This window comes from Micromonospora profundi (assembly GCF_011927785.1).
Classification (GTDB): Bacteria; Actinomycetota; Actinomycetes; order Mycobacteriales; family Micromonosporaceae; genus Micromonospora; species Micromonospora profundi.
The window spans coordinates 890,996-911,765 of sequence record NZ_JAATJK010000001.1 but is presented as its reverse complement, the minus strand read 5'-3'; the positions used below and the strand labels follow the sequence as shown (position 1 = coordinate 911,765).

Sequence of the window (20,770 nt, the reverse complement as noted above, 5' to 3'; positions counted from 1 at the left end):
GTAGTCGGCCGCGCTGACAGCGGCCCGTGCGGAGGTTCCACAGCGCGTGCCTGAGGGTATGCCGCCGGCATCGGCACGGACCGACGGCGTACGACGGGGGGCGGGACGATGAGCAGGCCGTTGCGGGAATGGGACACCGATGATCTGCGGAACATCGCGGTACGGGGCGGCATCGAGGGCGCGCGGGAGATGGACCGGGAGGAACTTGTCGATTCCCTGCTCGCCCGCCCCGGCGAAGGTCTCTGGCAGGAGGACCCGAAGCCGGCGGACGTGAACCCCAACGACTATCAGTACCGCGCACCCGGCGAACGGTGATCCGGGCCGGGACAGCGCTACCTGTGCTGTTGGTGCCTTCGGGCTGGCTCTAAGGTACGAGCATGTCCGTTGAGGGGTGGAAGACGATCCTGGTGCTCGGCGGGATCCGATCCGGCAAGTCCGAGTTCGCCGAGTCCCTGGTCGCCGACGCGCCGGTGGTCCGGTACATCGCCACCGCTGGAGAGGGCGACCCGGAGGACACCGAGTGGGCGACCCGGCTCGCGGCGCACCGCGCCCGGCGGCCGGGCAGCTGGACCAGCGAGGAGACCGCCGGAGAGCCGCGTCGGCTGGCGGATGTGATCTCGTCCGCCGAGCCCAACGAGACGCTGCTCGTGGACGACCTCGGTGGTTGGGTGACGGTGCTGCTCGACCCGGACCACCAGCCCGCCGACGACCTGGCTACGGTCGCCGAGCTGGCCGAGGCGATCGGCTCCTGCGCGGCGCGGGTGGTGCTGGTGAGCCCCGAGGTGGGCCTGTCGCTGGTGCCGACCACCCCGCTGGGTCGGGCGTTCACCGACGCGCTCGGCGCGGTCAACCGGGCGGTCGCCGACGCCTGCGACTCGGTGGTGCTTGTGGTCGCCGGCCAGCCGGTCCCGCTGAAGCCGGCCGCCGTGCCGCCCACCGCCGCCGCGGCTGTCGCCGCTGCCCCCTCTGTCGCCGCTGCCCCCGCGACCGGGACGGCGTCGGTCGGCTCCGGATCGAGCCCTGAGGACGTCGAGCCCACCCCCGAGGTGCAGTTGCCCGACGTCCTGACCCACACGCCTCCGGTGGCCCCGAACCAGGAGCCCGGCAACCCCTGGGCCGCGCCGACGATGGCACTGCCGATGGTGTCGACAGGGCTTGTCATCCAGCCCGGCATGGAACTGCCGATGCCCGACGAGTACGCCGGCCCGCAGGCGGTGGACCGGCTGGCCACGTTGGACGTACCCGGCGCTGGGCTGGGCGTGCTGGACCGGGTGGTCGGTTTCGCCGCCGCCACCCAGGGCACCTCGACTCCCCAAGCCTGGGGTTCGGTGCGGGTGCTGCTGCTGCACGGCGACCACGCCGGTGGGGCGTCGGCGGGCGCCGTGGCCGGCGAGTCGGCGCGCCGGGCCGCGCAGGCTCGCGCCGGTCGGGGCGCGTTGGCCCGACTGGCCGCCGAGAGCGGCGCGAGCCTCCAGGTGGTGGATACTCCGGCCGCCGCGCCGATCGAGGACGGGCCGGCGCTCACCCTCGACCAGGTGGAGTCGGCGCTGCGCTACGGCTGGCGGCTGGCCGAGCAGGCGGCCGACGCGGGCGTACAACTGCTGGTTCTGGCAGCGTGCGGCGCCGGCACCGAGGCGGCAGCGGCGGCGGTGCTGGCGGCCACTGCGGGCGCGGAACCACCGGCAGTGCTGGGCAGGGTCTTCACCGACGCCGGGGCGATCGACGACGCGGCCTGGATGATCCGCTGCGCGGCGGTGCGCGACGCACTGCACCGCACCCGACACTCGCCGCGCGGCGCGAAGGACGTGCTGTCCGAGCTGGGCGGCGGCGACGTGGCGGTGGCCACCGGCGTGCTGCTCGGCGCGACCGCCCGGCGGGTGCCGGTGCTGCTCGACGGGCCTGTCGGAATGGCCGCCGGGATGGTCAGCCGTGACCTGGCCGGGCAGGCGCGACACTGGTGCCTGCTGGCCGACCACGGCGGTCACCCGGCGGTACGGCTGGCCGCCGACGTGCTCGGCCTCAACCCGCTGCTCGACCTCCGGATGGACCTCGGTGAGGGCGCCAACGCGCTGGTGGCGCTCCCGCTGCTGCGCTCGGTGCTGGCGCTGGCCGCCGCGCTGCCGGTGCACCCGTCGCTGGCCGGCGACGAGGCCCTGGACGAGCCGGCGACGCCGGAAACCGCCCCGGTCGACACCGCCCCGGACGAGGACGACGACGACGTCGAGCCCGGGCCTACCACCGAGCCGGATCGTGACGCCGAGCCGGACTTCGTCGAACCGGAGCCGGCCGGGCCGGGCCCGACCAGCACCGAGCCGGACGCGCAGCCGGCGTCGGGCTGGCGTGCCGGCTGACTCGCGGCTCCTCGCGGGAGCCCGGCTGGCGGTCACCACCTTCAGCACGCTGCCGGTACGCGCCGGACGGATCGACCGCACGGTGGCGGGCACCGCCATGGCGCTCGCCCCGGCCGTCGGCGCGCTGCTCGGCGCGCTGCTGGCAGGTGTCCTGCTGCTGGTCGGCGCTCTCGCCCCGGCGCTTGTGGCAGCCGGTGTGACTGTGGGGGCCGCCGCCCTGCTGACCCGAGGGCTGCACCTGGACGGGCTGGCCGACACGGTGGACGCCCTCGGCTCGTACCGGCGGGGTGCCGCCGCCCTGGAAATCATGAAGAAGCCGGACGTCGGGCCGTTCGGCGTGGTGGCCCTTGTGGTCGTACTCCTGGTGCAGGCCGCGGCGCTCGCCGAGCTTGCCGGCCGGTCCTGGCCGGCGTGCCTCGCGGCGGTGGTCGCCGCAACCGCCGCCGGGCGGCTCGGCGTGACGGTGGCCTGCCGGCGGGGGGTTCCGGCCGCCCGTCCGGACGGGCTGGGCGCCCTGGTGGCCGGCACGGTCGGCCCTGTGGCGCTGACCGTCGGCGCGGTCGCCGTCGCGCTGCTGGCGGTGCCTGCGGTGCCGGGCCGTCCGTGGCAGGGGCCGCTGGCCGTCGTTGCCGCACTCGCCGTCACGGTGCCGCTGCTGACCCACGTGGTACGCCGGCTCGGCGGGATCACCGGCGACGTGCTCGGCGCGACAGTCGAGGTGGTCACCACGCTTGTCTACCTGGGTGTGGTGCTGTCCGGCTGAACAGCTCCGGGCCGGCCGGGTAGCGTTCGGCTCGACAGCGCCGGCGCCGCCACCGGGGGAACGAACATGCTCATCACTGACGACTTCCTGCCCGTACCGGTACCGGAGTCGCTCAGCGCGACCTATCTGGTGCCGATGACAGGGCTGCCGAAGGTCAGCGCAAAGACCGCGGTCGCCGCGCTGACCGGACGGCTGGCCGAGCCGGTGCACGGCCTCGCCCGGCAGATGCTGGACAGCCCGCTGATGAGCGTGGACACCCGGCCGATCACCGAGTTCCCCGAGCTGCCGCCCGATCTGCTCACCGCGTTCGGCGCCACCGAGGCGCAGCTCGCCCGACTGGCCGCGGCGACACATCTGGTGGTGGTGCAGGCCGAATACCGGCCGGGCTGGCCACCGGCGCACGAGTGGGCGGCGCGGGCGGTCGCGGCTGCCGTTGCGGAATCCGTCGACAGCGACGTGGTGGACGTCTTCGGCCTCCAGTTCCTCGACCCGGCGACCGCGCTGCGCTCGCTCCCCGACGAGCACGGCCGGATCCGGCTCGTCGACTGGGTGCTGGTGCCGTACTCCTCGGACACCGAGGGGCTCTGGTTCACCACGAAAGGGCTGCGCCGTTTCGGGCTGCTGGAGTTGCAGACCCAGGGCGTGCCCGACCATCTCACCCGCGCCTGGGGTGCGGTGCTGACCGGGGCTGCCCGGCGGCTGCTTCGGGACTGGACCGACGGCCTGTCCGGCGCGGAGGTGCCCGCGTTCGTACAGCTCCCGGTGCTGGCGACGGTGACCGGGCACGACATCGCCGTGGCGTACGGCAATCCGGAGCAGCACGGCGCTACCGCGCCGGTGCTGCTGCGCCTGGAGCTGGATCCGGCGACCGACCCGGAGGCCGACTCGTTCCTGAGCCTGCGCCCGCCGGCCGGGCATCCCGGTCCCGACGGGCGTTACTACGCCGCCGCCTGCGCGACGCTGTTCGCCGGGATCCAGCCGGACGTGCGGTACGCCCGCTCCGGCGACGCGATGAGCCGGGCGGTCGCCACCGCCCGAGCGGCGTTGGGTGATGCCCGCGCCCGGTACGTCGCCGGGCAGTTGCCGCCGGAGTCGCAGCTCGTGGTCAAGTACGGGCTGCCCGGCGACGACGGACCGGAGTACGTCTGGGCCGGCGTCACCTCGTGGGAGACGCCGGAGCGGATAGTCGGCGTGAGCGCCAGCGACGCCGCCACGGACCCGGCAGTCAAGATCGGAGCCCCAGTGGTGATCGAGGCGACCGACGTAGTCGACTGGGCAGTCCTGAACGCGACAGGCGTGATCGAAGGCGGCTGGACCCAGGCGGTGCTGGACTCCGGCGAGGCCCCCAAAACCCCCTAACCCCATGTGCGGGGCTTGCGGGGGCGGGGCTACCTCACTGAGGGGTTCACGAAGGGCGGCTTGGTGATCGTTACCGGGGCGCGGCGGTTGCGGATGTTGATCTCGATCACGTCGCCTTCGGCGAGGTTCGCGTCGGTGTCCAGCAGGGCCAGCGCGATGCCCTGCTTCCGCGTCGGGCTGAAGGTGCCGCTGGTTACCTCGCCCACCTGCTCGTCACCGACGTGCAGGGTCATCCCGGGGCGCGGGATGGCCCTGTCGACGGCCACTAGGCCGCGCAGCGTACGCCGGGGGCCGGCGGCCTTCTCGGCGAGCAGCGCGTCGCGACCCCAGAACGCCGGCTTGTCCCAGCCCACCGCCCAGCCTGAGCGTGCCTGTACCGGGGTGATGTCCAGCGAGAGGTCCTGCCCGTGCAGTGGGTAGCCCATCTCGGTGCGCAGCGTGTCCCGAGCGGCAAGTCCGCAGGCACGCAGGTCGAAGGCCGCACCGGCGGCGAACAGCGCGTCCCAGACGGTCACGGCGTCGTCCGCCGGCACCACCAGCTCGTAGCCCAGCTCGCCCGTGTAGCCGGTACGACAGACGGTCAGTTCCACGTCGGCAAGTGTGGCGGCGGAGAAGCTCATGTAGCCGTGCTCGGTGGGCAGGCCGAGGGCTGCCAGCAGCTCGGCAGAGCGGGGGCCCTGCACGGCAAGCACCGCGTACGCCTCGTGCTCGTCGGTGACGGTGACCTGAGCAGGCGCGGCGGCGCGCAACCGGCGCACCACCTCGGCGGTGTTCGCGGCGTTCGGGATGAGGAAGACGTGGTCGTCGGCGTACAGGTAGGCGATGATGTCGTCCACCACGCCGCCAGTGGCGTCGTCGCAGCAGAGCGTGTACTGCGCCCGGCCCGGCCCGATCCGGCCGAGGTCGTTGCTGAGGCAGGCGTTGACGAACTCGGCCGCGCCGGGGCCTGTCACCCGGGCCTTCCCCAGGTGCGACACGTCGAAGACCCCCACCGCGGTACGCACCGCCGTGTGCTCCTTGAGCACCCCGCCACCGGCGTACTCCAGTGGCATTTCCCAGCCCCCGAAGGGGGCGAACTTGGCGCCGGCGGCGGTGTGCCGCTCGTGCAGCGGGGATCGGCGCAGCCGGGTCGCGGCGGCGTCGGAGGTCACGTCGGTCATGGGTGGCAACTTACCGGGGGCAACACCGCTGGTTAGCATCGGCGGGACCCCGTCGGCGGCATCGACGGGACAGCCCCGATGTCCGGCGGGTAGGTTCCGTCGGAGACCTTCACCGCCGGTACGCGACGCCGCGACCGGCCCGGCCCGCCCGGAGTAGCTTCAGTGACATCCCCCCGTACGACCACCCTGAGCCTGGTCGACACCGACCCGGCGGAGCTCGCCGTCGACGCGATCGTGATCGGCGTGCACAGCCAGACCGGAGAGCAGGGCGCCACCAGCGGCCTCGCCGGCACCCTGCTGCTCGCCAGCGGCGCGGAGAGCATCGCCGCCGCTTTCGACGGCAAGCTGACCGCGACGTTGGCGCTGCTCGGCGCGACCGGCGCCCCCGGGGAGGTGATCAAGCTGGCGACGCTGGGCACTGTCACCGCCCCGCTGGTCGCCGCCGTCGGGCTGGGTCCGGAGCCGTCGGGTGCCGCACCGGCGCCGGAGGCGCTGCGCCGCGCGGCCGGCTCGGCGATCCGGGCCGTGGCCGGTGCCGCGAAGGTGGCGCTCGCCATGCCGCTGCCGGACGACGCGGACGCGCCGGCTGCGCTGCGCGCTGTCGCCGAGGGGGCGTTGCTCGGCGGGTACCGGTTCGCCGGTTACAAGACCCGGCCGCAGCCGACCCGGCGGGAGCCGGTGGCCGAGGTGCTCATCGCCGTGCCGGACGCCGCTGACGCGGGCGCCGAGGCGGAGATCACCCGGGCGCAGGCGGTGGCCGGCGCGGTCCGGCTCAGCCGGGACTGGGTGAACACCGCCCCCAACGAGTTGCGTCCCCCGTCCTTCGCCGACGCGGTGGCCGGTGCCGCCCGGGAGGCGGGGCTCGACGTCGAGGTGCTCGACGAGGCGGCGCTCGCCGCTGGCGGGTACGGCGGCATCGTGGCGGTCGGGCAGGGTTCGGAGGCTCCCCCGCGGCTGGTGAAGCTCACCTACACCCCGCAGGGCGGCGGCAACGGCAAGCGTGTCGCGCTGGTCGGCAAGGGCATCACCTTCGACACTGGTGGCATCTCGATCAAGCCGGCGCAGGGCATGTGGGAGATGAAGTCCGACATGGCGGGCGCCGCCGCGGTGGGTGCCGCCATGCTGGCGATCGCCGCGCTGAAGCCGGCGGTGGCGGTCAGCGCCTACCTGCCGATGGCGGAGAACATGCCGTCGGGCAGCAGCTACCGGCCGGGTGACGTGATCAGCATGTACAACGGCAAGAAGGTGGAGGTGCTCAACACCGACGCCGAGGGCCGGATGGTGCTGGGTGACGCCATCGCCCGCGCGTGCGAGGACGGCACGGACTACCTGTTCGAGACGTCCACGCTGACCGGCGGCCAGGTGATCGCGCTGGGCAAGCGGATGGCCGGCGTGATGGGCACCCCGGAGCTGTGCGAGCGGGTCCGGACGGTGGGCGACGCGGTCGGCGAGCCGGCGTGGCCGATGCCGCTGCCGGACGACGTCCGCAAGGGCATGGAGTCCGACGTCGCGGACATCTCGCAGGTCAACGCGGGGATGGACCGGGCCGGGCACATGCTGCAGGGCGGCGTGTTCCTGCGGGAGTTCGTGGCCGACGGCGTGGCCTGGGCGCACATCGACATCGCCGGGCCGGGCTACCACTCGGGTGAGCCGACCGGCTACTGGACCAAGGGCGGCACTGGTGTGCCGGTCCGCACCCTGGTGCAGCTGGTCGAGGACGTCGCGGCCAACGGCTGAGATGTAAGGAAGGGCCCCCTGTTAACGCCTGGCGTTAACAGGGGCCCTTCCTTACATCTGCTGGTCGGGTCGGCGCTTGCGGCGTTCGTTGAAGTCGCGCATCCGCTGCGGGTAGCCCATCAGCCGCACGTCGTACACCGGAATCCCCATCCGGTACGCGAAGCGCCGCGCCCCGTCCGGGCCGTCGATGCGACGGCGGGTCCACTCCCCGTCGTCGGCGATCAGGATGACAGTGGTCTCGGTGACCGTCGTCCGAGGTTCGATGAACGCTTCGACGCCTCGCCGGCTGCGGATGAAGGCTTCGAGATGGGCCAGGTCGCCGCTGTCGGCCGCGCGGTCGAGGCTCGACACACGCGGCTTCTTACGACGTCGGAACAACCCCACCGAACATCTCCCCCAATGCTCCGTCGTCGACAACGGTGCCAAGGGTACGTGTCGATGACGTGTCGTTGGGCACCTCACTACGCGCCCTGTGCCGCATGGTGACAAGATGACCGAGGTGGGGTGTGTCCGTGTTACCCCTCTGTGACCCCCGAAGCAGCGACGCGACCTGGGAGTTGGACGTGAGCGAGCCGAACGACGCAACCTTCGACATCGTCATCCTCGGAGGTGGTAGCGGCGGTTACGCCACCGCCCTGCGCGCCGTCCAGCTGGGCCTTAAGGTCGCGCTGGTCGAGAAGGGCAAGCTCGGCGGCACCTGCCTGCACAACGGTTGCATCCCGACCAAGGCGCTGCTGCACGCGGCCGAGATCGCCGACCAGACCCGCGAGTCGGAGCAGTTCGGTGTGAAGGCCGAACTGGTCGGCATCGACATGGCGGGGGTCAACGCGTACAAGGACGGCGTGATCTCCCGGCTTTACAAGGGCCTGCAGGGCCTGGTGAGCGGCTCGAAGGACATCACCTTCGTCGCGGGCGCCGGCAAGCTGGTCGGCAAGAACGTCGTCGAGGTCGACGGCAAGCGCTACACCGGCCGCAATGTCGTGCTGGCCTCCGGCTCGTACGCCAAGAGCCTGCCCGGCCTGGAGGTCGACGGCGAGCGGATCATCACCAGTGACCACGCGCTCACCCTGGACCGGGTGCCGTCGTCGGTGATCGTGCTGGGTGGCGGCGTGATCGGCGTCGAGTTCGCGAGCGTGTGGAAGTCCTTCGGCGTGGACGTGACGATCGTCGAGGCGCTGCCCCGGCTGGTCGCCGCCGAGGACGAGGAGTCGTCCAAGGCGCTGGAGCGGGCGTTCCGCAAGCGGAAGATCAACTTCAAGGTCGGCAAGCCGTTCGAGAAGGTCGAGAAGACCGAGAACGGCGTCAAGCTGACCATTCAGGGCGGCGAGACCGTCGAGGCCGAGCTGCTGCTGGTCGCCGTCGGTCGCGGCCCGAACACCGCCAACCTCGGGTACGAGGAGCAGGGCGTGAAGATGGACCGCGGCTACGTGCTTACCGACGAGCGGCTGCGCACGAGCGTGCCGAACGTCTACGCGGTCGGCGACATCGTGCCGGGCCTTCAGCTCGCGCACCGCGGCTTCCAGCAGGGCATCTTCGTCGCAGAGGAGATCGCCGGGCAGAACCCGGCGGTCATCGACGAGGTGGGCATCCCGCGGGTCACCTACTCCGACCCGGAGCTGGCGTCGGTGGGCCTGACCGAGGCGAAGGCCAAGGAGCAGTACGGCGCCGACAAGGTCAAGGCCTACAACTACAACCTGGGCGGCAACGGCAAGAGCCAGATCCTCAAGACCACAGGCTTCGTGAAGCTGGTCCGGGTGGAGGACGGCCCGGTGGTCGGCGTGCACATGGTCGGCGCCCGGGTGGGTGAGCTGGTCGGCGAGGCGCAGCTCATCTACAACTGGGAGGCGTACCCGGCGGAGGTCGCCCAGCTCGTGCACGCCCACCCGACCCAGAACGAGGCCCTGGGCGAGGCGCACCTGGCCCTCGCCGGCAAGCCGCTGCACGCGCACGCCTGATCACCCAAACCGCGGCGTCCGGCGACGGGCGAAGATCCCCTAGGGGAATGAAGGAGTCTGGAGAACATGCCGGTATCGGTCACCATGCCCCGGCTCGGCGAGAGCGTCACCGAGGGCACCGTCACGCGCTGGCTCAAGCAGGAGGGCGACACCGTCGAGGTCGACGAGCCCCTGCTCGAGGTCTCGACCGACAAGGTCGACACCGAGATCCCGTCGCCCGCGGCGGGCGTGCTGAGCCGGATCGTGGTCGGTGAGGACGAGACCGCCGAGGTTGGCAGCGAACTGGCCGTCATCGCCGGTGAGGGCGAGTCGACGGGTGGCGGCGAGGCCGCCCCGCAGGAGCAGCAGGAGGCTCCGGCCGAGGCTGTGGAGCCGGCCACCGAGCCGACCGCTGCCGCCGAGGGCACCGCCGACCAGGTGGCACAGGACGAGGCGCCGGCCCAGGACGAGGCGCCGGCTCCGGCCGCCGCGCCGTCGGGCGAGGGCACCGCGGTGAAGATGCCGGCCCTGGGCGAGAGCGTCACCGAGGGTACGGTCACCCGCTGGCTCAAGCAGGTCGGCGACACCGTGGAGGTGGACGAGCCGCTGCTGGAGGTCTCCACCGACAAGGTGGACACGGAGATCCCGTCCCCGGTCGCCGGCACCGTGCTGGAGATCAAGGTCGCCGAGGACGAGACCGCCGACGTCGGCGCGGAGCTCGCTGTCATCGGTGCCGCCGGCGGTGCTCCCGCCCAGGCCGAGCCCGAGTCGAAGCCCGAGCCGAAGGCGGAGGCCAAGCCCACGCCGAAGGCCGAGCCGAAGCCGGAGCCGAAGGTCGACGAGCCGACCCCGGGCACGTCCTACAACGAGCCGGCCGCGGAGACGGAGTCGTCGGCGCAGCCCGCGAAGACCGAGCAGGCCGCGCAGCCGTCCGCCCCGACGAGCGCCCCGCAGCGCCCGGCGCAGGGCGACGGCGAGGAGGTCGCGGGTTACGTCACCCCGCTGGTACGCAAGCTGGCAAGTGAGCACGGCGTCGACCTGTCCTCGCTCAGCGGCACCGGCGTTGGTGGCCGGATCCGCAAGCAGGACGTCCTCGACGCGGCGGAGAAGGCCAAGGCCGCTCCCGCCGCCGCGCAGCCGGCCGCCGCGTCGTCGGCGGCACCGGCCAAGCCGGCCGCGAAGCCGCAGCCGAGCGGCAAGCGGGGCACCACCGAGAAGCTGCCCCGCATCCGCAAGGCCATCGCCACCCGGCTGCACGAGTCGCTGCACGAGATGGCGCAGCTCACCACTGTGGTCGAGGTGGACGTCACCCGGGTCGCGAAGCTGCGCGCCCAGGCGAAGGACTCGTTCCAGCAGCGGCACGGCGTGAAGCTGTCCTTCCTGCCGTTCTTCGCGCTGGCGGCCATCGAGGCGCTGCAGACGTACCCGATCGTCAACGCCCGGATGGATCTCGAAGGCGGGACGATCACCTACCCGGAGGCGGAGCACCTCGGCATCGCCGTGGACACCGAGCGTGGGCTGTTGACGCCGGTCATCCACAACGCGGGTGACCTCAACCTGGGCGGCATCGCCAAGCGCGTCGCCGACCTGGCCGAGCGGACCCGCACCAACAAGATCAGCCCGGACGAGATCGCCGGTGCGACCTTCACGCTCACCAACACGGGCAGCCGGGGCGCGCTCTTTGACACCCCGATCGTGCCGTCGCCGCAGTCGGCGATGCTGGGCACGGGTGCCGTGGTGAAGCGTCCGGTAGTGGTCAACGACCCGGACCTGGGCGAGGTCATCGCGGTCCGGTCGATGGTCTACCTGGCCATGTCCTACGACCACCGGCTGATCGACGGCGCCGACGCGGCCCGCTTCCTGACCGCTGTCAAGGAGCGGCTGGAGGCCGGCAACTTCGAGTCGGAGCTGGGTCTGGCCTGACCCTCGCACCAACGCCGAAGGGCGCCCCGGTCGTCGACCGGGGCGCCCTTTCGTGTGAGCGGGCCGCAGCCCGCCGGTCGTGCCTCAGCCCGCTGTCTGGGCGTCAGCTCTTGAGCAGGTCGGTCGAGACCTGCCAGAGCCGTTCGGCGGCCTCCGGGTCCAGCGCGTACCCGGCGACGCCACGCCGCTCGCCTGGCTGGGCAGGGCCGGCCTCCTGGCAGTCCTCGAAGTAGCGCCCGCCCACTCCGTCGAGCAGCGGCGAGGCCGCTACCAGCACCGACGTGGCGGCACCCTGTTCGACTGTCTTCCAGGCCGCCGCGTTGCCCGCGCGCATCCGGTTCAGCTCCTCCTCGCTGACGTACCGTTGCAGGTTGGTCTTGATCGCGCCGGGCGTGAGCGAGTTGGCAAGGATTCCGTCGTCGGCCCAGCGGCGGCTCGCCTCCACCGCGAAGAGCACGTTCGCCGTCTTCGACTGCCCGTACGCCTGCCACGGCTCGTACTCCCGACTGTCGAACTGGATGTCGTCGAAGACCACAGGTGAGCGCAGGTGGGCGGCGGAGCTGACCGACACGATCCGGGCCCCGTCGGCGGCGGCGAGGGCGTTGCGCAGCCCGGCGGCGAGCGCGAAGTGCCCCAGGTGGTTGGTGGCGAACTGCATCTCCCAGCCCTGCGGGGTCCGGCTCAGGGGCGCGGCCATGATGCCGGCGTTGTCGACGAGGATGTTCAGCGGGCCGTCCCAGTTGGCCACGAAGTCGGCGATCGACGCCTGGTCGGCGAGGTCGAGCGGAGCGACCAGGACCTGGTCGTTGCCTGTGGTGGCGGTGATGTCGTCGGCGGCGCGTTGACCGGCGTCGGTGTTGCGCACGGCAAGGGTGACCTGGGCGCCGGCGCCGGCCAGGGCACGGGCGGTCTCCACACCGATGCCCGACGAACCGCCGGTGACGATCGCCCGCCGTCCGCCGAGGTCCACGCCCTGAATCACGTCCATCGCTGTGGACTCATTGGTGAACGGGGTGCTGATCGGGTTGTTCGTCGTCATTGTCCATCCTTGTCCGGGTGGGGCGGCCGCTACGACCGCGAACGACTGCCGGAGGCACGGTCGAGGGGTTTTCCCGCCCCGGGACGGAGGTAACGCCCGACGCCGTCGCCTCGGGCGCCGGCACGCGCGGAGCCGGCGACGCCGCTGCCCCGGATGGCTGCGGCACCAGGCGCAGGCTGGCCCGTTCGACCTCCGACCAGGCAATACGCTGCCAGAGTGAGACCGTGGGCGGCTTCCGGCGGCGTGGGCACCTGGGCCCCGCTGTCCCGATCGCCCCCGGTGCCCGCGTGGACCGGTTCGAGGTCTTCTTCGATCTGGTGTTCGTCTTCTCGTTCTTCATCATCACGCGGGCCACCGCCGCGAACATCTCCGGCCGGCAACTGCTGCACGCCGGTCTGGTGCTCGCCGTGCTCTGGTGGTGCTGGGTCGTGCACAGCCTCGTCGCCACCCGGGTCCGGCTCGGCGAAGGCTACGTACCGGTGCTCATGGTGATCGCCATGGCCGCCCTGTTCTCGTTCGCGCTGGGGCTGCCGCAGGCGTTCAGCGACCCGAGGGGAGGTGCCGCCGGCCCCATGCTGGTGGCCGTCAGCTACGTCGTGGTCCGGGGCGTACACATGATCCTGTACCAGCATGTGGTGCGGGACAGCCCGCAGGAGCGCCGGCAGCTACGCCGCTTCGCCCCGGAGTTGGTGGCGAGCATCGTGCTGCTGCTGGCCGCCGCGCTGATCCCGCCACAGATCGCCGACACCGACACGGCCGCGATGGTCCGGGACGGGTTGTGGATCGCCGTGGTGCTTGTCCAGTACGCCACCGGCTTCATCGTCGGCACCTGGGGCTGGGGGGTGACAAGCGCCGAGCACTGGACCGAGCGCTACGACCTCATCCTGATCATCGCGCTGGGCGAGTCGGTGATCTCCGTCGGCGTCGGCGGCAACCTGCTCGGCCAACAGGTCACCTGGCCGGCGGTGGCGGCGGCCACGCTCGGCATCGTGCTCACCGCCACCCTGTGGTGGGCGCACTTCGACTTCATCGGCCCGGCGGCCCGGATCGCCCTGCACGCCGCCGAGGGCAGCCCGCGGGTGGCGATGGCCCGGGACGCCTACGCGTACCTCTACCTGCCGATGATCGCTGGGATCATCCTCTTCTCCATCGGCAGCGAGGAGATCCTGCACCAGGTCACCGACCCGGCCGGCGGGTCCGCCCAACGGATGCACGGACCTGCCGTACCGATGCTGTTCGGCGGGTTGATCTGCTATTTCGCCGTCAACATGCTGTTCCAGATCCGCACCCTGCACACAGTCACCTGGACCCGCGTCGGCGTGATCGTGGCACTGGCGGTGGCCCTGCCGCTCGGCCACCTCCTGCCGGCGCTGGGCGCGCTCGCCCTCGCCACAGCGATCTGCGTCGGCCTGGTGGCCGTCGAGGTGCTTGTGCTGTCGGGTTCCCGGCGCGCGCTGCGGGCCGTCGTCTTCGAGGAACGGACCACTCACGAGGCCAGCGAGGCCGCCTGGCGGGCCCGCTGGCACGACAAGCACGAGCCGGAGAACCCCGCCCCCTGAGCAGCCTTCTCCCCTTGGCAGAATCGCTGGCCGTCTCCGTCCCGTGCCAGGCACGCTGAGGCGTGTGATCACCTTTTCGGTCCAGGCGAGCCCGTCCGACGCCGCCAGCTGGTGCGAACTGGCTCGGCGGGCCGAGTCCGCCGGCTACGACGCGCTGCTCGTCGGCGACCACCCGGGCGGGGTGCCCGCGCCGTTCGTCGCGCTGGCCGCCGCCGCGTCGGTCACCTCGGCCCTCGGGCTCGGCTCGTACGTCTCCAACGCCGGCGTACGCGAGCCGGTCCTGCTCGCCACCGACGTGGCCACCCTCGACCTGGTCTCCGGCGGGCGTGCCCGGCTCGGCATCGGCGCCGGCCACACCCCCTCCGAGTGGCGTGCCGTCGGCCGGGAGCGCCCCGACGTCGCCGGCCGGGTACGTCGCTGCATCGCGGTGACCGAGGCGGTACGCGCGCTGCTGGCCGGCGACGAGGTCACCGTCGACTCGGCCGACCTCGTGATGCGTGCCGCACGGCTGGATCGGCCCGACCCGGTGGAGTCCCGGATCCCGCTGACAGTCGGCACAGCGAACACTGAGCTGCTGCGCTGGGCCGGCGCGCACGCCGACGTGGTGGGGCTGACCGGCTTCGGCCGTACCCTCGCCGACGGCCACAACCACGAGGTGCGCTGGCGTGCCGCGCAGCTCGACGCGCAACTGGCAGCGGTCGCGGCCGGCGCGGCCGGACGGGACTACCCGCCGGTGTTGGAGGCGCTTGTGCAGCACGTGGCGGTGGGCGACGGTGCTCAGGCCGCCGCGGAGCAGATCGCCGAGGAGACCGGCCTGACCGTCGACGAGCTGCTGGCCACGCCGTTCGTGCTGATCGGCAGCCCGGACGAGATCGTCGCGGCGGTGGCGGCGCACCGACGGCGCTGGGGCGTCACCCGCTACGTGGTACGCGCCGACGCGCTCGATCCGCTGACCCCGCTGCTGCCCCGGCTGGCCGCCGCCGGCTGATCGTCGCGAGCCTCGTCGTCGCGCGCCGCAGCATCGTCGCGCGCCGCTTCCCCGTCGCGCAGGCCCGCGCCGGGCAGCCCTTCGTAGAAGCGGATCTTCTCCCTAAGGTGGTCGTACTGGCGTTGGAGCAGACGCATCTGCTCCTGGACCTGTGTGGCGTGCTGTTGCAGCAGCTCACGCCGCTCGTCGGTGGTGTGCTCGCCCTCGCGGGCCAGGGACGCGTAGCGGCACATCTGGGCGATCGGCATCCCGGTGTCGCGCAGGCAGCGCAACAGCACGAGCCAGCTCAGGTCGTCGTCGGTGAAGACCCTACGCCCGCCCGCCGTACGACCCACGTCGGCGAGCAGGCCGATCTTCTCGTAGTACCGCAGCGTGTCCAGGCTGAAGCCGCTGCGCCGGGCGGCCTCCGCGGGCGCGTAACGGGCGGCCTCCGCAGGCGCGTGACCGGTCATGGCCGAGATGTTAGCCCTTGACCTGGAGTGCACTCCAGGTTGGAGGCTTGGCGCATGACGACGACACGGACGCTGGGACGCAGCGGCATCGAGGTGAGTGCGATCGGGATGGGCTGCTGGGCGATCGGCGGCCCGCTCTGGGGTGACGACGGGCAGCCGTTCGGGTGGGGCGAGGTGGACGACGACGAGTCGATCCACACCATCCACCGGGCGCTGGAGCTGGGGGTGACGCTGTTCGACACGGCCAGCAACTACGGCGCCGGGCACAGCGAGCGGATCCTCGGCCGGGCCCTGGCCGGCCGACGCGACGACGCGGTGATCGCCACCAAGTTCGGCAACGTCAGCGACGAGACCACCCGGCGGGCGCTCGGTACCGACGCCAGTCCGGCGTTCGCCGTGCGCAGCCTGGAGGATTCGCTGCGTCGGCTCGGCACCGACCACGTGGACCTCTACCAACTGCACCTCAACGATCTGCCGGTGCCCGCCGCGCTCGACCTGGTCGACACCCTGGAGGCGCTTGTCGACAAGGGCAAGATCCGGGGGTACGGCTGGAGCACCGACAACCCGGCTTCGGCGGAGGCGTTCGCGGCGGCCGGCCCGCACTGCGTCGCCATCCAGCACGACGAGTCGGTGCTGAGCGACAACGCGGCGGTGCTGGCGGTCTGCGACAACTACGACCTGGCAAGCCTCAACCGGGGGCCGCTGGCGATGGGGCTACTCACGGGCTCGATCCGGGCCCTCGGCGCGGACGACGTACGCGGCCGGGCACCGGAGTGGTTGCAGTGGTTCACCGACGGCCGGCCGACGCCCCGCTGGGCGGCACGTGTCGAGCAGGTCCGGGCGGCGCTCACCGCCGACGGGCGAACCCTCGCACAGGGCGCGCTGGGCTGGCTGCTGGCGCGCAGCCCGCGTACCGTGCCGATCCCCGGCCTGCGCACTGTGGCCCAGGCGGAGGAGAACCTGACCACCCTGGAGCTCGGCCCGCTGGGCCCTGAGGCGTACGCCGAGGTGGAGCGGTTGCTGGCAGACCTACGCCCGGCCCACGCGGCCTGACCGATCCACGCCCCGGGCGCCGTCGGCGGAAGTCGTCCGCGTGCTCAGCGGCCCACTGCCGGAACGTGCACCCGGGGCGGCCGGTCACCTGCTCGACGTCCGGGGCGACCCGGGCGTTCCCGTCCAGGTGCTGGGCGTCTCTGGTCCAGTCACGGCATATCGGGCGGCGATGGTGCGGACGGCCTCGTCGACCACCTGGGTGACGCGTTCGGCGCTCACCTCCCAGCCCGGCACCAGGAGTGTCGGCCAGAAGACGTAGTTGGAGATCATGCCCAGGAACTGGGTGGCTGCGAGTTCAACATCTTCGACCCGCGCCGTTCCTGCTTCGTGCTCGGCGAGGAGGTAGCCGCGTACGGACTCGAAGTAGGGCATCTTCCCCTGCGAGAACTGCGCGTGGGCCAGCTCGGGGAAACGCGGCAGCTCGGCGATGACGATTCGGAACAGGTCGGTCATCTGGGGCTGGCTCAACAGCTCGGCGTAGCGGCGACCGATGGCGCGGAGTCCGTCGACGAGGTTGCCCGCCGGAGGCGGATCCTCTTCGTCAGCTGTTGACCAGGACTCGGTGACGATGGCGTCGAACAGTGCGGCTTTGCTCGGAAACTGCTTGAACAAGGTGGCCCGCGAAACGCCCGAGCGCTCTGCGATCTGCGCCAGCGACGTCCGGTCGTAGCCCAACTCAAGGAACAGCGCGGTCGCGGCCGCCACGATCAGCGCGCGCTTCTCCTGGGCGACGCGCTGGTGATACGTCGTCACGACCCTGCCCATGGGCAAAGCATACGAGGTGAGTGGCTTGACTCACCACTGCCGCCGGCCTAGTGTCAGGCCAGTGGTGAGTCGAGCGACTCACCATCGGCCGCCGTTCATCACTGATGATCCCGGTCAGCCGCCCACATACCGAAGGAACATCTGATGCTCCGCTTCGACAACCAGACCGTGCTCGTGACCGGTGGGACCGGCGGCCAGGGCTCCAGCCACGTACGCGCCTTTCACGCGGAGGGAGCGAACGTGGTGATCGGCGACATCGACACCGAACGCGGCGCCGCTCTCGCCGACGAACTCGGGACCCGTGCTCGCTTCACCCGCCTCGACGTCAGCGACGAAAGCTCGTGGTCCGCCGCCGTGCTAGCCGCCGAGAGCGCCTTCGGCGCCCTGAACGTGCTCGTCAACAACGCGGGCGTCCAGAACCCACCGGCGCCGATCGAGGACACGGACCAGACCACGTGGTCGCGCATCCTCGACATCAACCTCACAGGGACCTTCCTCGGCATCAAGGCCGTCGCCCCGGCTCTGCGCCGCGCAGCAGGGGGAGCCATCGTCAACATCGCCTCGACGATGGCCCTGGGCGGCACGGCGTACTACGCGCCGTACGTCGCCAGCAAGTGGGCGGTGCGTGGTCTCACACGAACGGCAGCGCTCGAGCTCGGCCGCGACCACATCCGTGTGAACACCATCCACCCCGGCGTGATCGCGACCCCCTTCATCCACGAACCAGCAGCCGGCGCCACCACGGCAATCGCCGACTTCTACTCACCCGAGCCGTTCGCCATCCCCCGGCTTGGAGAACCGACCGACGTCACCCGGCTTCTCCTGTTCCTCACGTCATCAGACGCCTCGTTCATCACGGGTTCGGAATACGTCATCGACGGTGGACTCCTCCTTGGCCCCGCCCTTCAGACCGAGACCGCATGAGCAGTCCGGGCGCGACCGGATGGAACGACCCCACACGGGACGCGTCTTTATCGCACCTGCCCGATCACATTCGACGAGCCATCGAGATCACACCCGCCGCGGGCACCAGCGAACGGATCATCGACATCACGACGCTGGGACCGGTCACCGCCCCAGCGGAACGTCAGGCCGTACTGGCGGAGATCGTCGCGGATCTCAATCAGCCCCACGACCCCGGCACCATCCGACCGACTCGGCTCGAAGATTGGGCCGACAGCCGGCTGATGCGCATCAGCTTCCTCCATCGGCCGTGATCGCGGACCCTCGACAGATCACACTGAAAGCGTGCCGCTTCGCCGGGCGCGCTCCGTAACCGGGGACGTCGGCCGCCCGACGCATTCACCGGCGGGGTTCTGGGCAAAGATGGGGGTATGCGGATCCTTCTGGCCGGCGCGTCCGGCTTTCTCGGCACCCGGTTGGCCGACCGGCTCTCGGCCGACGGGCACCAGATCACCCGGCTGGTGCGCCGGAAGGCACGCGATCCGCAGGAACGGCGGTGGGATCCGACCGCCGGGCAGCTCGACCCGGCCGTTGTCGCCGAGGTGGACGCGGTGGTCAACCTGGCCGGCGCGGGTGTCGGTGACAAGCGCTGGAACGACGACTACCGCCGGCTCATCCGCACGAGCCGGGTCGACACCAGCGGCACATTGGCGACAACGATCGCCGGGCTACCCGCCGCCGACCGTCCCCGGGCGCTGCTCAACTCGTCCGCCGTCGGCTGGTACGGCAACACCGGCGACCGGGTGGTCGAGGAGGACGCGCCGGCCGGCGAGGGCTTCCTCGCCGACGTCTGCCGGGTGTGGGAGGCCGCGACCCGGCCGGCCGAGGACGCCGGGGTACGCGTGGTGCGGCTGCGGACCGGCCTGCCACTGCACCGCGACGGTGGGCTGCTCAAGCCACAGTTGCTGCCGTTCCGGCTGGGCATCGCCGGTCGGCTGGGCAGCGGCCGGCAGTGGCTGCCGTGGATCTCCATGGTCGACTGGCTGGACGCGACAGTCTTCCTGCTGACCCACGACGAGATCGCCGGGCCGGTGAACGTGGTGGGGCCGAACCCTGTGACAAACGCCGAGTTCACACGGGAGTTGGCCCGCCAACTGCACCGGCCGGCGATCATCCCGATCCCCGCGCTGGCGCTCAAGGTGGCGCTCGGCGGCTTCTCCCACGAGGCCCTCACCAGCACCCGCGTCCTGCCGGGCGTCCTGACCCGGGCCGGCTACCAGTACCGCCACCCCGATCTCCCCGGCGCCCTGCACGCCGCCCTCACGGCGTAACCCCCGCCGATCGTGACGCCTGCCCTCCCCCGGCGGGGATGCGGCGGGAACGTCATGATCGACGGGGGTCAGCTTCAGACGTCAGCAGCCGATGACCCAGTAGTTGGCGGCGGTCTGCTTCAGGGTGCTGGTGTAGAAGGTGTTGTAGAGGCCCATCCGTTGGTTCGAGCCGTTCGCGTAGGCGTAGCCGCCGGACTGGTGCGCCCGACCGGCCACCACGTGCGCATAGTTGCTCGCCGTCACGCAGGTCGGCGCCGCCGTCGGGGACGGGGTCGGGGTCCGGGTGGGGCTCGCGGTCGGCGTGGGGCTGGCGGTCGGGGTGGGGCTGGCCGTGGGCGTGGCGGTCGGGGTCGGGGTGGTGCCGCCGCTGTTCAGGCCGAAGAAGAGCGCGTCACGGTACGTCGAGCAGATGGTGTCCAGGAAGTAGGCGGCCGCCGTGCCGCACTGGTCAGCCCCGGAGCCGGGGTCGACAGGCGTGCCGTGGCCCATTCCGGAGATCCGGTAGAGCCGTACGTCGTCGTTGCCGTACACCTCAAGGCTGGTGTTCGCGGGCAGCGACGAGGTGCTGGTCGGGGTCTGCGAGACACCTCGCACGTTCGTCCACTGGTCGCGGGACTCGGTGCCGTTGAGGGGGGTGACTGTGGTGTCCGAGGTGCCGTGCCAGATGGCCACCCGGGGGCGCGGGCCGGTGTAGCCGGCGTACGCGCCACGGACCAGGTCGCCCCACGCGGCGGGGGTCTTGTCCGCGCCCGGGTTCATGCAGCTGAACGCGTTGACCATGCTTGTGGCGCAGCGGTACGGGATGCCGGCGATGATCGACCCGGCGGCGAAGACGTCCGGGTAGGTGGCGAGCATGACCGCGCTCATCGCCCCACCGGCGGAGAGGCCGCTGACGTAGACGCGGGAGGGGTTCACCCCGAAGTTGGTCTTGGCGTGGTCGACCATCTGCTTGATGGACAGCGCCTCGCCCTGACCCCGGGCGGTGTCCCCCGCCTCGAAGAAGTTGAAGCAGGCGTTGGCGTTGTTGCCGGACTTCTGCTCCGCCACGATCAGTGCGAACTTCCACTGGTCTGCGTACTTCTGCCAGCCGGAGTTGGCGAAGTAGCCGGAGGCGTTCTGGACGCACCCGTGCAGGAGCACCACGGCCGGGGCGTTGGCCGGCAGGTTGTCCGGCCGGTAGGCGTACATGCTGAGGTTGCCGGGGTTGGAGCCGAAGCTGGCGACCTGGGTGAGGGTCGCCGCCTGGGCGGGTGCGGCGATGGCGACCGCGCCCGCTGCGGCGAGCACGAGCCCGGCGACCGCGCCGATCAGCCGGGTGAGGGTGGACGAGGAGCGGCGCACGGCGGCCTCCTGGAAGGGCAGACTGTGAACTGGGTCACCGTCGAATTGCCGGAACGTTACGACGATGTGTCGCCGCGATGACATGGGTTGCGCGCACACATTCACGACGGCC

At 71.8% G+C, this 20,770-nt stretch carries 17 protein-coding genes and 2 pseudogenes; 13 read left to right on the top strand and 6 right to left on the bottom strand.

Annotated elements, in window-relative coordinates; translation table 11 throughout:
* The first annotated feature begins 108 nt into the window (after positions 1-108).
* The 4 genes and pseudogenes from F4558_RS04085 (at position 109) to F4558_RS04070 (ending at position 4,473) form a co-directional block, all read left to right on the top strand.
* Positions 109-315, top strand: a complete 207-nt coding sequence (locus F4558_RS04085; RefSeq protein WP_053657931.1) for a hypothetical protein — start codon at positions 109-111, stop codon at positions 313-315.
* A gap of 62 nt (positions 316-377) precedes the next feature.
* A pseudogene (gene cobU / locus F4558_RS04080) lies at positions 378-2,142 on the top strand (bifunctional adenosylcobinamide kinase/adenosylcobinamide-phosphate guanylyltransferase); the annotation flags it as partial.
* A 198-nt stretch (positions 2,143-2,340) separates the two neighbouring features.
* On the top strand, positions 2,341-3,114 hold the full coding sequence (locus F4558_RS04075; protein ID WP_053657926.1) for an adenosylcobinamide-GDP ribazoletransferase: 774 nt from the start codon (positions 2,341-2,343) through the stop codon (positions 3,112-3,114).
* A gap of 66 nt (positions 3,115-3,180) precedes the next feature.
* Positions 3,181-4,473, top strand: coding sequence for a DUF2314 domain-containing protein (locus F4558_RS04070; protein WP_167943250.1), 1,293 nt, complete (start codon positions 3,181-3,183; stop codon positions 4,471-4,473).
* Between the two features lie 29 nt (positions 4,474-4,502).
* Here the strand turns inward: F4558_RS04070 and gcvT are convergent, their stop codons facing one another.
* Positions 4,503-5,633: a glycine cleavage system aminomethyltransferase GcvT gene (gcvT, locus tag F4558_RS04065; RefSeq protein ID WP_167943249.1), complete on the bottom strand. Its 1,131-nt coding sequence runs from the start codon at positions 5,631-5,633 to the stop codon at positions 4,503-4,505.
* Positions 5,634-5,795: 162 nt separating this feature from the next.
* Here gcvT and F4558_RS04060 point away from each other — a divergent pair, with 162 nt between their 5' ends.
* Positions 5,796-7,370: a leucyl aminopeptidase gene (locus F4558_RS04060; RefSeq protein WP_053657919.1), complete on the top strand. Its 1,575-nt coding sequence runs from the start codon at positions 5,796-5,798 to the stop codon at positions 7,368-7,370.
* Positions 7,371-7,421: 51 nt separating this feature from the next.
* Here the strand turns inward: F4558_RS04060 and F4558_RS04055 are convergent, their stop codons facing one another.
* Complete coding sequence (locus F4558_RS04055; protein WP_053657917.1) at positions 7,422-7,754, bottom strand: hypothetical protein; 333 nt, start codon at positions 7,752-7,754, stop codon at positions 7,422-7,424.
* A 179-nt stretch (positions 7,755-7,933) separates the two neighbouring features.
* Here F4558_RS04055 and lpdA point away from each other — a divergent pair, with 179 nt between their 5' ends.
* A complete protein-coding gene (gene lpdA / locus F4558_RS04050) occupies positions 7,934-9,325 on the top strand; it encodes a dihydrolipoyl dehydrogenase (protein ID WP_053657915.1) in 1,392 nt (463 codons plus the stop codon).
* A 66-nt stretch (positions 9,326-9,391) separates the two neighbouring features.
* Positions 9,392-11,227: a 2-oxoglutarate dehydrogenase, E2 component, dihydrolipoamide succinyltransferase gene (sucB, locus tag F4558_RS04045; RefSeq protein ID WP_053657913.1), complete on the top strand. Its 1,836-nt coding sequence runs from the start codon at positions 9,392-9,394 to the stop codon at positions 11,225-11,227.
* Between the two features lie 103 nt (positions 11,228-11,330).
* On the opposite strand, the gene F4558_RS04040 is transcribed toward sucB, so the two are convergent.
* Complete coding sequence (locus F4558_RS04040) at positions 11,331-12,266, bottom strand: SDR family NAD(P)-dependent oxidoreductase (protein ID WP_053657911.1); 936 nt, start codon at positions 12,264-12,266, stop codon at positions 11,331-11,333.
* 224 nt (positions 12,267-12,490) lie between these two features.
* On the opposite strand from F4558_RS04040, the gene F4558_RS04035 reads away from it, so the two are divergent.
* Together F4558_RS04035 and F4558_RS04030 are read left to right on the top strand one after the other, a co-directional pair.
* Complete coding sequence (locus F4558_RS04035; protein ID WP_053657909.1) at positions 12,491-13,825, top strand: low temperature requirement protein A; 1,335 nt, start codon at positions 12,491-12,493, stop codon at positions 13,823-13,825.
* A 64-nt stretch (positions 13,826-13,889) separates the two neighbouring features.
* On the top strand, positions 13,890-14,813 hold the full coding sequence (locus tag F4558_RS04030) for an LLM class flavin-dependent oxidoreductase (protein ID WP_167943248.1): 924 nt from the start codon (positions 13,890-13,892) through the stop codon (positions 14,811-14,813).
* Positions 14,814-14,893: 80 nt separating this feature from the next.
* Here the strand turns inward: F4558_RS04030 and F4558_RS04025 are convergent.
* Positions 14,894-15,265: pseudogene (locus tag F4558_RS04025) on the bottom strand (MerR family transcriptional regulator); the annotation flags it as partial.
* A 54-nt stretch (positions 15,266-15,319) separates the two neighbouring features.
* Between F4558_RS04025 and F4558_RS04020 the strand changes: the two are divergent.
* The gene (locus F4558_RS04020) at positions 15,320-16,318 is read left to right on the top strand and encodes an aldo/keto reductase (RefSeq protein WP_053657905.1); all 999 of its coding nucleotides are present in this window, start codon (positions 15,320-15,322) and stop codon (positions 16,316-16,318) included.
* Positions 16,319-16,402: 84 nt separating this feature from the next.
* Here F4558_RS04020 and F4558_RS04015 read toward each other — a convergent pair whose 3' ends face one another.
* The gene (locus tag F4558_RS04015; RefSeq protein WP_167943247.1) at positions 16,403-17,083 is read right to left on the bottom strand and encodes a TetR/AcrR family transcriptional regulator; all 681 of its coding nucleotides are present in this window, start codon (positions 17,081-17,083) and stop codon (positions 16,403-16,405) included.
* 144 nt (positions 17,084-17,227) lie between these two features.
* On the opposite strand from F4558_RS04015, the gene F4558_RS04010 reads away from it, so the two are divergent.
* From F4558_RS04010 to F4558_RS04000, 3 genes are all read left to right on the top strand, one after another.
* A complete protein-coding gene (locus F4558_RS04010; protein WP_167943246.1) occupies positions 17,228-18,007 on the top strand; it encodes a glucose 1-dehydrogenase in 780 nt (259 codons plus the stop codon).
* Complete coding sequence (locus tag F4558_RS04005; RefSeq protein ID WP_053657900.1) at positions 18,004-18,300, top strand: hypothetical protein; 297 nt, start codon at positions 18,004-18,006, stop codon at positions 18,298-18,300. The genes F4558_RS04010 and F4558_RS04005 overlap by 4 nt, the downstream gene beginning before the upstream one ends.
* A 117-nt stretch (positions 18,301-18,417) precedes the next feature.
* Complete coding sequence (locus F4558_RS04000; RefSeq protein ID WP_053657898.1) at positions 18,418-19,317, top strand: TIGR01777 family oxidoreductase; 900 nt, start codon at positions 18,418-18,420, stop codon at positions 19,315-19,317.
* Positions 19,318-19,398: 81 nt separating this feature from the next.
* Here the strand turns inward: F4558_RS04000 and F4558_RS03995 are convergent, their stop codons facing one another.
* Entirely contained in the window at positions 19,399-20,658 is a 1,260-nt protein-coding gene (locus F4558_RS03995; RefSeq protein WP_053657896.1) for an extracellular catalytic domain type 1 short-chain-length polyhydroxyalkanoate depolymerase, read from the bottom strand.
* Positions 20,659-20,770 lie beyond the last annotated feature (112 nt).

What these genes read in the sequence shown, in the direction of transcription:
- F4558_RS04005 (WP_053657900.1), top strand. Translation starts at nt 18,004, where the DNA reads ATGAGCAGTCCGGGCGCGACCGGATGGAACGACCCCACACGGGACGCG.
- F4558_RS04070 (WP_167943250.1), top strand. Translation starts at nt 3,181, where the DNA reads ATGCTCATCACTGACGACTTCCTGCCCGTACCGGTACCGGAGTCGCTC.
- F4558_RS04020 (WP_053657905.1), top strand. Translation starts at nt 15,320, where the DNA reads ATGACGACGACACGGACGCTGGGACGCAGCGGCATCGAGGTGAGTGCG.
- gcvT (WP_167943249.1), bottom strand. Translation starts at nt 5,633, where the DNA reads ATGACCGACGTGACCTCCGACGCCGCCGCGACCCGGCTGCGCCGATCC.
- F4558_RS04010 (WP_167943246.1), top strand. Translation starts at nt 17,228, where the DNA reads ATGCTCCGCTTCGACAACCAGACCGTGCTCGTGACCGGTGGGACCGGC.
- F4558_RS04085 (WP_053657931.1), top strand. Translation starts at nt 109, where the DNA reads ATGAGCAGGCCGTTGCGGGAATGGGACACCGATGATCTGCGGAACATC.
- F4558_RS04000 (WP_053657898.1), top strand. Translation starts at nt 18,418, where the DNA reads ATGCGGATCCTTCTGGCCGGCGCGTCCGGCTTTCTCGGCACCCGGTTG.
- F4558_RS04015 (WP_167943247.1), bottom strand. Translation starts at nt 17,083, where the DNA reads ATGGGCAGGGTCGTGACGACGTATCACCAGCGCGTCGCCCAGGAGAAG.
- sucB (WP_053657913.1), top strand. Translation starts at nt 9,392, where the DNA reads ATGCCGGTATCGGTCACCATGCCCCGGCTCGGCGAGAGCGTCACCGAG.
- F4558_RS04040 (WP_053657911.1), bottom strand. Translation starts at nt 12,266, where the DNA reads ATGACGACGAACAACCCGATCAGCACCCCGTTCACCAATGAGTCCACA.